Source organism: Mesorhizobium sp. M0478, from assembly GCF_040321305.1.
Classification (GTDB): Bacteria; Pseudomonadota; Alphaproteobacteria; order Rhizobiales; family Rhizobiaceae; genus Mesorhizobium.
On the sequence record NZ_JAMYRH010000031.1, the window covers coordinates 1 to 9329 of the forward strand.

8 protein-coding genes and 1 pseudogene are annotated in these 9329 nt (G+C 62.0%); 2 read left to right on the forward strand and 7 right to left on the reverse strand.

Annotated features, from left to right (window positions below; translation table 11 throughout):
* Positions 1-272 precede the first annotated feature (272 nt).
* From NKI64_RS31845 to NKI64_RS31870, 6 genes are all read right to left on the reverse strand, one after another.
* On the reverse strand, positions 273-1112 hold the full coding sequence (locus tag NKI64_RS31845) for an alkaline phosphatase family protein (RefSeq protein WP_023822089.1): 840 nt from the start codon (positions 1110-1112) through the stop codon (positions 273-275).
* A gap of 64 nt (positions 1113-1176) precedes the next feature.
* Positions 1177-2832: an ABC transporter ATP-binding protein gene (locus NKI64_RS31850; protein WP_352535465.1), complete on the reverse strand. Its 1656-nt coding sequence runs from the start codon at positions 2830-2832 to the stop codon at positions 1177-1179.
* Positions 2832-3659: an ABC transporter permease gene (locus NKI64_RS31855; RefSeq protein ID WP_023703637.1), complete on the reverse strand. Its 828-nt coding sequence runs from the start codon at positions 3657-3659 to the stop codon at positions 2832-2834. Before NKI64_RS31855 ends, NKI64_RS31850 begins: the two co-directional genes overlap by 1 nt.
* 9 nt (positions 3660-3668) lie before the next feature.
* A complete protein-coding gene (locus NKI64_RS31860) occupies positions 3669-4628 on the reverse strand; it encodes an ABC transporter permease (protein WP_023823868.1) in 960 nt (319 codons plus the stop codon).
* Positions 4629-4644: 16 nt separating this feature from the next.
* Positions 4645-6231, reverse strand: a complete 1587-nt coding sequence (locus NKI64_RS31865) for an ABC transporter substrate-binding protein (protein WP_023671387.1) — start codon at positions 6229-6231, stop codon at positions 4645-4647.
* 154 nt (positions 6232-6385) lie between these two features.
* A complete protein-coding gene (locus tag NKI64_RS31870; RefSeq protein ID WP_023703639.1) occupies positions 6386-8371 on the reverse strand; it encodes a CocE/NonD family hydrolase in 1986 nt (661 codons plus the stop codon).
* Positions 8372-8550: 179 nt separating this feature from the next.
* On the opposite strand from NKI64_RS31870, the pseudogene NKI64_RS31875 reads away from it, so the two are divergent.
* Both NKI64_RS31875 and NKI64_RS31880 read left to right on the forward strand, forming a co-directional pair.
* A pseudogene (locus tag NKI64_RS31875) lies at positions 8551-8797 on the forward strand (BrnT family toxin).
* Positions 8794-9105 carry a BrnA antitoxin family protein gene (locus NKI64_RS31880; protein WP_023683487.1) on the forward strand — a complete coding sequence of 104 codons (312 nt, stop codon included), beginning with the start codon at positions 8794-8796 and terminating at the stop codon, positions 9103-9105. Before NKI64_RS31875 ends, NKI64_RS31880 begins: the two are co-directional and overlap by 4 nt.
* On the opposite strand, the gene NKI64_RS31885 is transcribed toward NKI64_RS31880, so the two are convergent.
* On the reverse strand, positions 9102-9329 hold a 228-nt coding region (locus NKI64_RS31885; RefSeq protein WP_352672049.1), incomplete at its 5' end, for an IS3 family transposase. The two genes, NKI64_RS31880 and NKI64_RS31885, sit on opposite strands and share 4 nt — an antisense overlap.

The following is a 9329-nucleotide window of genomic DNA, read 5'->3' on the forward strand; positions in this document are numbered from 1 at the left end:
ATGCCAGTCTCTCGCCAAACCATCGCCGGTCCTCCGGCGGACAAGAAAACTGTCACCCATGCTATCGGTCCATTCTGTTACCTATCTATCCGGTTCGGACACGTCTCCCTTCTCCCCGTCACTATACGGGAGAAGGTGCCGGCAGGCGGATGAGGGGCGGCGCCGGCGTTGGGGTATTTATTTTGATGTTAGCGCTGCCCCTCACCCTTACCCTCTCCCCGTATAGTGACGGGGAGAGGGGGTAGCGAACGGCGGCTCAGCGACGACCTCCGTCACCCCAAAAACGGCTTAGCCTTCATGGTCTCCGGCACCGGCACACCCAGCCGCTTCAGCACCGTCGGCGCCAGCTGCAGCTGATCGAGCAGCGTGTCCGGATCCGGCCCATTGCCTTCCCCAAAATAATACAGCGCGAAATCCTGCATTTCGTCGTCATGGCCGCCATGATGGCCGCGGTCTGTCTGGCCGTGGTCGGCGGTGACGATCACCTCGTAACCGGCCTGCCGCCATCCCGGCAGAAAGGCTGCCAGCATGCCGTCCATCGCATAGCAGGCATGGTCCATTTCGTGGCAGTCATGGCCGAAGCGATGGCCCATCGAATCCAGCGTGCAGGTGTGCAGGATCCCGTAGTCGATGGCGTGGCGCCGGGTCAGCTGGGTCAGTGTGGCAAACAAATCGACATCGCTCGGCGTCATCTGGTTGCGCAAATTGTAGCCGGTCATGGTGTGGAAGCGGCCATGCGCGATCGGTCCGCTGGGCTCGTCATACTCCATGTCCTCGACCAGATCGAACGGATAGGAACGAAAGAATTCCGACCAGTAGGAATGCGTCACTGCGCCGGTCTTGCCGCCGGCCTTGCTGACCTCGGAGAAAATATCCGGCTTGTTGACGAGAAAACGGTTCTCGTTGGATAGGATGCCGTGCTCCTGCGGCGAAACCCCGGTGTGGATCGAGGCATAGCAGCAGGCCGAGGTCGACGGCAGCACCGAGCGCATCTTCCACACCTGCGCCTCGCCCGACTGCACCCAGCCCTCGAGATTGCCCATCAGCCGGCGCCAGTTCCGGTAGGGCACGCCGTCGAGAATGATGAGCAGCAGTTTGGTCTTGAGCGCCATGGGCGGCTCCGGAAAGCTTTTGCCGTTGAAGGAAGTTTTCGCGACAAAGGCCGCGAATTCCCTACTAGTTCCCCGCGCTCGCCATGCGCCGTCCCTTGATCGCCTTTTCCAGCCAGCCGATCTCCATCTCGGGAACGGACGACAGCAGCAGGTCGGTATAGGCGTCGAAGGGCGGCGTCAGCACCTTGCTCTTGGCGCCGTAGCGCACCACCTCGCCGCGATACATCACCGCGATCGAATCGGCGATCGACTTCACCGTCGCCAGATCGTGGGTGATGAAGAGGTAGGCGACCTTCTCGTGCTGCTGCAGGTTGAGCAGCAGCTTGAGAATGCCGTTGGCCACCAGCGGGTCGAGCGCCGATGTCACCTCGTCGCAGATGATCAGCTTGGGCTTGGCGGCGAGCGAGCGGGCGATACAGACGCGCTGTTTCTGGCCGCCGGAGAGTTCGGCCGGATAGCGGTCGAGAAAGCCCTTGCCCATCTCTATCTCATCGAGCAGTTCGGCGACACGTTTGTCGCGCTCGCGGCCGCGAATGCCGAAATAGAACTCCAGCGGCCGGCCGATAATGGTGCCGACGGTCTGGCGCGGGTTCATCGCCACGTCGGCCATCTGGTAGATCATCTGCAATTGCCGCAGATCCTCCTTCGGCCGGTCGGCAAGCCTGTTGGCGAGCGGCCTGCCGTCGAAGGTGACGGTGCCTTCTTCCGGCGGCAACAGCCCGGTGATGGCGCGCGCCAGCGTCGACTTGCCGGAGCCGGATTCACCGACGACGGCCAGCGTCTGTCCCGGATAGATGTCGACCGAGACGTTCTTCAGCACCTTGACGTGGCTGCCGCCGTAAGCGGCGGTGACGTTCTTGACCGACAGGAACGGCGCGGCGCCGGGCTTCTGCTCGGCATGCTCGATCTCATGCACCGAGACCAGCGCATTGGTGTATTCCTGGCGCGGCTCCTTGATGATCTGGCGAGTGCCGCCCCATTCGACCAGCCTGCCATGGCGCAGCACCATGATCTCGTCCGAGACCTGGGCGACGACGGCAAGATCGTGGGTAATGTAGAGCGCCGCGACATGGGTGTCGCGGATGGCGTCCTTGATCGCCGCCAGCACGTCGATCTGCGTCGTCACGTCGAGCGCCGTGGTCGGCTCGTCAAAGACGATCAGGTCGGGTTCCGAACACAGCGCCATCGCCGTCATCACGCGCTGCAACTGGCCGCCGGAGACCTGGTGCGGGAACCGTTCGCCGATGATTTCGGGGTTTGGCAGGCTGAGCTTCTTGAACAACGCCACGGCACGTTTCTCGGCCTCGGCGCGTGTCGCCGTGCCGTGCAGCAGCGTTGCTTCCACCACCTGGTCCATCAGCTTGTGCGCCGGATTGAAGGCCGCGGCCGCCGACTGCGCGACATAGCAGACCTCGCGGCCGCGCAATTTGCGGAAACCTTCCTTGCCGCCCTTGAGGATATCGCGGCCGTTGAGCAGCACCTCTCCGCCGGTGATGCGCACGCCGCCACGGCCATAGCCCATCGACGACAGGCCGATGGTCGACTTGCCGGCGCCGGACTCGCCGATCAGGCCGAGCACCTTGCCCTTTTCCAGCGTCAGCGAGACATCGTGGACCAGCACGATGTTCTTCGGCACCTCGCCGGGCGGAAACACTGTCGCCTCGATGCGCAGATTGCGGATATCGAGCAGCAGGCCGGGCTTTGCTTTTGTGTCAGCCATCACCCGCGTCCTCCCTTCAGGCTTGTCGTGCGGTTGAGCACCCAATCGGCGACCAGATTGACCGAAATCGCCAGTGCTGCGATCGCCGCGGCGGGGATGAGTGCCGCCCCGATACCGAAGACGATGCCGTCCTTGTTTTCCTTGACCATGCCGCCCCAGTCGGCATCCGGCGGTTGCACGCCGAGGCCGAGAAAGGACAGCGTCGACAAGAACAGCACCGCGTAGATGAAGCGCAGGCCAAGTTCCGAGACCAGCGGCGACAGCGCGTTGGGCAGGATCTCGCGGAAGATGATCCAGCCGCTGCCTTCGCCCCGCAGCTTGGCGGCCTCGACATAATCCATGACGTTGATGTCGACGGCCACCGCGCGCGACAGCCGGTAGACGCGGGTCGAGTCGAGGACGCCCATCACCAAGATCAGCGTCACCAGGTTGGTCGGCAGCACCGAAAGCACGACGAGCGCCATGATCAGGGTCGGGATCGACATCAGCAGATCGACAAGGCGCGACAGAAGCGTGTCGAACCAGCCGCCGAACACCGCCGCCGAAAAGCCGAGGATGGCGCCGAGCGAGAATGACAGCGCGGTGGCCAGCACCGCAATGAACAGCGTGATGCGAGCGCCGTAGATCATGCGCGACAGAAGATCACGGCCGAGATTGTCGGTGCCCAGCCAATGCGCTGCGGACATCGGTTCCCAAGGAACGTCGCTGACAATCTCGGCATTGCCGTGTGGTGCGATCCATGGCGCGAAGACAGCCGCCACGACGAACATCGTCGTCAGTACGATGCCAATCAGCGCGGGAATGGGGATGCGTTTGATATCGAGCATGCCCGCCGCCTATTTCGGATGTCTGAGGCGCGGATTGGCGACAATCGCCCCGATGTCCGCGATGATGTTGAGAGTGATGTAGACAGCGGCAAAGATCAGGCCGACGGCCTGCACCACCGGCACGTCGCGCTTGGTGACGTGGTCGACCAGATATTGCCCCATGCCGGGATAGACGAAGATCACCTCGACCACGACGACGCCGACGATGAGGTAGGCGAGGTTGAGCATGACGACATTGATGATCGGCGCGATGGCGTTGGGGAAAGCATGCTTGCGGATGACGTTGAAGGCCGACAGGCCTTTCAGTTCAGCCGTCTCGACATAGGCCGACTGCATGACGTTGAGGATGGCCGCGCGGGTCATGCGCATCATATGCGCCAGCACAACCAGCGTCAGCGCGGCGGCCGGCAACGCGATCGCCTGCATACGCTCGCCGAACGGCATGCCGTCATAGACCGTGGAAATGGCCGGGAACCATTGATACTTCACGGCAAAGAAGTAGACGAGCACATAGCCGATGAAGAATTCCGGGAAGGAGGTCGAGGCGAGCGCCAGGCCGGAGATCAGCTTGTCGACCCAACCGTTGCGGTAACGCACGGCGATCAGGCCGAGGATGATCGCCAGCGGCACGGCCACGACCGCCGCCCAGAAGGCGAGAAACAGCGTGTTCCACAGCCGCCCCTTGATCGAGGTCGCGATATCCTGGCCGCTCGACATCGCCGTGCCGAGGTCGCCGGTGAGTGCACCGCCGAGCCAATGGAAATACCTGATGTAAGCCGGCTGATTGAGGCCGAGCTGCTCGCGCAAATTGGCGAGCGATTCCGGCGTCGCCGACTGTCCGAGAATGGCTTGCGCGACGTCGCCGGGCAGGATCTGGGTGCCGGCGAAGATCAGGACCGAAACGGCCAGCAAGAGGACGATGCCCAGCGCAACGCGCTGGGCTACAAGTTTCACGACGGGTGAGGACATATCCGCAAAGCCGGGCTCAGGCTTCGAGCCAGCACTTCGCCAGCGCGTAGCCGTTCATCAGCTCCTGATGCGGATCGTCGACCCAGCCGCCGACCTTGGCGCCTGTCGCATCGATGAACTGATTGAACATCGGCAGGATCAGGCCGCCCTCGTCGCGCACCAGCACGGCCATGTCGTGGTACATCTGCTTGCGCTTGGTCTCGTCGAGTTCGGCGCGTGCAGCCAGCACCAGCTTGTCGAAGTCCGGACGCTTGAAACGGGTGTCGTTCCAGTCGGCGGTCGACAGATAGGCGGTCGAGTACATCTGGTCCTGGGTCGAGCGGCCGCCCCAATAGGAGGCGCAGAAGGGCTGCTTGTTCCAGACCTCGTTCCAGTAGCCGTCGCCGGGCTCGCGCTTGAGCTCGATCTTGATGCCGGCCTTGGCCGCGCTCTGCTGGAAGAGCTGCGAGGCGTCGACCGCGCCCGGGAAGGCGACGTCGGAGGTGCGCAGCAGCACGGTGCCGTCATGGCCCGACTTCTTGTAGTGGAACTTGGCCTTGTCGGGATCATATTTGCGCTGCTCGATCTCGGAAAACAGCGGATAGGACGAATTGATCGGGAAGTCGTTGCCGAGCGAGCCGTAGCCGCGCAGCACCTTGTTCAGCATCTCCTCACGGTCGATCGCGAGCTTCAGCGCCATGCGCAGGTCGCTGTTGTCGAAGGGCGCGGTGTTGCAATGCATGATGAAGACATAGTGGCCGGGGCCGGCATGGTTGCGGATGGTGACGCCCGGTACACGCTTGATCAGGTCGACGATCTTCGGCTCGACGCGGTTGATCATGTTGACCTGGCCGCCCTGCAGGGCCGCCGTGCGCGCGGTCGCGTCGTTGATAACGATGATCTCGATCTGGTCGGCATGGCCCATCTTGTCGGCCTGCCAGTAATTGGCGAAGCGCTCGCCGCCATGGCGCACGCCGGGCTCGTTGGTGGTGACCTTGTAGGGTCCTGCCGAGATGCCGGCATCCGCCTTGTCCTTGCCGCCGTTGGGCTGGACGATGAGGTGGTAGTCGCTGAGGAGATAGGGAAGGTCGGCGTTGGCCTCCTTCAGCGTCAGGACGACTTCCTTGCCACTGGCTTTGATGCTGTCGATGCCCTTCATGTAGCCCAGCGCGCCGGACTTCGATTTTTCATCGGAATGGCGCTCGAGGGTTGCCGCCACATCCTCAGCGGTCACCGTCTTGCCGTTGTGGAATTCGACGCCGTCGCGGATTTTCAGCGTCCACACCTTGGCGTCGTCCGACGAGCCGATCTCTTCGGCGATGCGGTTCTCGAGTTTGCCTTCCGGGGACAGCTCGACGATCAGCTCGCCCCACATCTTGCCAAAGGCGAACGGCACTTGCGTCATGAACAAAGCCGGGTCCAGGCTGTTCGTGGATTCGCCGCCTACGAGGCCGGCCTTCAGCGTGCCGCCCTTGACCGGGCCTTCCGCGCGAGCCGCACTGGAAAGCAGCATATTGGCGAAGGGCGCTGTGACGCCGAGTGCTGCGGCGCGGCCGAGGAAATCACGACGGCTCAGCTTGCCGGACGCAACGCGCCGGCTCAGATATTCGAGTTCGTTGGACATTTGAGTTCCTCACTCTGTTGGTTCGACCTTATGGTCGTTTTTTGCTTGTTGTTACCAAAGGGATATTGACCGGAAGGCAAAGCCGTAAGCAAGACGGAATGCGACATGCCGTGGCGTAAATCGTGCGTCGCAACTGGACCAGTCGGGTCGACGCTCAGAGCAGGTCGCGCGGGATCGTCTCTTCGAAATCGCGTTCGAAAACCAGCGTTTCGCCCTCATAGGCTTCGATTCTGGCGCTGACGATGAAGTTTTGCGCATCGCAGCGCATTTCAGCCGACGTCTCGGTGCGCACCGACCATCCGTTTCGCGACAAGGTCTGCGTCCAGTGCGTGCGGCCCGAGGCAGACAGCGGGTCGTCGGGGTGGATCGTCCAGCTCTCGCGGGCAATGCTGCCATTGGCCAGTCCATGCGCGAGATCGCGCACTTCTCCGAAATCATCCGTGATCGACAGCGTGACGATGCCGGTCTTCTCATCGCGATCGACGTGACGCTCGGAATTCGCTGCACGAACTGTCGCGGTTGCCCAGGGTGTTGCGCCTTCGGGAGACTGGAACGACGTCTCGTCGGCTTTTGCGAGCGGGCGCAGCGGCAGCCTCAGCGTCGCCGCTGAAAGGTCGAGCCGCACCGGCTCCGGCGACGGCCAGATCATCGGCCAGTAAGCATTGGAAACCGCGATGCGCAGGCGGTGTCCGGCCGGCACGCGGTAGGCGCACTGGTCGAGAATAACGCGCGCCGAAACCGTTTCGCCCGGCACCAGCGCTTGCGGCTGTTCGTGCGAAGAACGATGCGTCAGGTTGAGCACGCCGTAGGAGATCAGTTCCGAGGCGCCGTCGGGGTGCACGTCGCACAGTCGAACCGCGATGTTCGCCTGCGGGCGATCGGACGACACCCGGATGAGAAGCTCCGGCGCGCCGACGATGTCGAGTGTCTCGGCAAGCACAGGCTGATCGAAGCAGACGGACAGCGCATCGTCCGGGCGCTGGTCGCCCGGCAGTTCCGGGCCAAAGGTGAAGGGAAAATATTCGCCGCCGGCGAGCCCGCAGCTTTGCGGGGTCGCCACGATCGCCGGCCTGACGCCGTCAGCAATGAGTTCGATCGCCCCGACCTTGATGTTGGGAGACGGCCATTCCTGTTCGGCCACCCAACGGCCCGGCCGCTCCGGGTGCCAGCGCGCCGGCCGCACACTGTCCATGACATAGGCGCGGTAGTCCGGGTCGGCCTCGACGCCGGTGTCGACGCCCTTCAACCAGCTGTCCCACCAGCGCAACGCCTCCTGCAGGAAGCCGATGGCGGGTTTGGGTTCGGCATAATGCGGGTATTTGTGGATCCATGGCCCGACAATGCCCTTCACCGGCGCCTGGATGTTGGTGACCAGATGCGAAATCGTGTTGCGGTAGCCGTCATGCCAGCCGCCGATCGACAGCACGGCGGCTTTGACCGCGGAGAAATCCTCGCAGATCGAACCGCGTTTCCAATAGGCGTCGCGATGCTGATGGCTGAGCCAGAGCGGCAGAAGGAAAGACTGGTTCTCCAGCCGCGTCAGCCAGAGGTCGCGCCAGCGGTTATCGCCCGCAATCAGCGGATCCGGCGGTCGCGACGAATAGGACAACATGGTCGAGGCCCAGCCGAAATTTTCCGTCAAAAGGCAGCCGCCCTTGTAGTGGATGTCATCGGCGTAGCGGTCGACGGTCGAGCACAGGCTGATCACCGCCTTCAGCGCCGTCGGCTGCTTGGCCGCCACCTGCAGGCAGTTGAAGCCACCCCAGGAAATGCCCATCATGCCGACACTGCCGTTGCACCAGGGCTGTGCTGCCGCCCAGGCAATCACATCGCAGGCGTCCTGCAATTCCTGCTCGGAATATTCGTCGTCCATCAGACCTTCGGAATCGCCATTGCCGCGCATGTCGACGCGGATCGAGGCGTAGCCGTGGCCGGCAAAATAGGGATGCGTCAGCTGATCGCGAAAGATGGTGCCGTCGCGCTTGCGGTAGGGCAGGTGCTCGAGGATCGCCGGCACCGGATCGCTGCTGGCGTCCTCCGGCATCCAAACCCGCGCCGACAGCCGGCAACCATCCGGCATGACGATGCCCATATCGGGGAATTCGACGACCTTGCGGGGAAATTCGGTGATGGTTTTCATGCGATGCTCCAGGATGTCAGTGACGCATGGAGCGGGCATGTCATGAAGTCAAACGGGCGACGGCCGGTGTCGCCGCGACGACGCCACGATATGTAGCCCGATTGTTTTGCCCTGATGTTGCAGGATTATAATTAATGTATTACATTTATTAACTGAACCCAACGTGATGAGGATTTCGCCTGAAAATCGTTTGGGATGAGCCAAAGCGCGTGACGAACCTGGACAGCCGGGGTCTCGATTTTGCCGAACTCGATATTGAGTTTTTTTGCGACTTCAACCGTCCTTCCAGCCAAGGCCGACCGGTTCAAGGCGATTGGCGAATTCGGAGAGATCATCCTGGCCGTGATTTTCAAGCCGCTTGGTTCGGAGGCGATTTCGGTGATCTCGATGCGCCGTGCCAGCCGAAAGAGAAAGGTCAGTATATGAACAATCCTAAATCGCGTGTTCGACCGCTTACCGATGCGGAGGAAGGGGAAATTCAAAGACAAATTGTTGATGATCCCGACGATGCGGAGACGACAGACGAACAGTTGGCGCAAGCCAGGCCTTTCGCGGAAGTGTTTCCAGAACTTTTCGAGAGCATAAGGCGTGCTCGTGGCCGGCCAGCCGTGGAGAAGCCTAAGCAAGTCGTGTCCATCCGTCTGGATCAGGATGTCATCAGTAAATTCAAGGCGACCGGCAAGGGCTGGCAGGCCAGGATCAACGAGGTGCTGAAAAACGCGAAGGTAGGCTAGGTGTTTAGTCCCAAGGTTTGATGGGTTGGATCGAGCCTGAATCGTTCGGGCTCTTTTGTCCAGATTTTGCAGATGTATTCAAAGGGCGTGAGGCCCTTGAGGGTCTTCAGTCGACGGCCGAAATTATAGGCTAAGACGAAATCGGCGAGATGCTGGCGCAGTTGGTCATGGCTCTCGTAGTAGAAGCGTTTGACGGTCGCATCCTTGATCGTGCGGTTCATGCG

Excerpts from the sequence above, each read along its gene's own strand:
- NKI64_RS31860 (WP_023823868.1), bottom strand. The coding sequence starts at position 4,628 with ATGTCCTCACCCGTCGTGAAACTTGTAGCCCAGCGCGTTGCGCTGGGC.
- NKI64_RS31870 (WP_023703639.1), bottom strand. The coding sequence starts at position 8,371 with ATGAAAACCATCACCGAATTTCCCCGCAAGGTCGTCGAATTCCCCGAT.
- NKI64_RS31850 (WP_352535465.1), bottom strand. The coding sequence starts at position 2,832 with ATGGCTGACACAAAAGCAAAGCCCGGCCTGCTGCTCGATATCCGCAAT.
- NKI64_RS31865 (WP_023671387.1), bottom strand. The coding sequence starts at position 6,231 with ATGTCCAACGAACTCGAATATCTGAGCCGGCGCGTTGCGTCCGGCAAG.
- NKI64_RS31855 (WP_023703637.1), bottom strand. The coding sequence starts at position 3,659 with ATGCTCGATATCAAACGCATCCCCATTCCCGCGCTGATTGGCATCGTA.
- NKI64_RS31880 (WP_023683487.1), top strand. The coding sequence starts at position 8,794 with ATGAACAATCCTAAATCGCGTGTTCGACCGCTTACCGATGCGGAGGAA.
- NKI64_RS31845 (WP_023822089.1), bottom strand. The coding sequence starts at position 1,112 with ATGGCGCTCAAGACCAAACTGCTGCTCATCATTCTCGACGGCGTGCCC.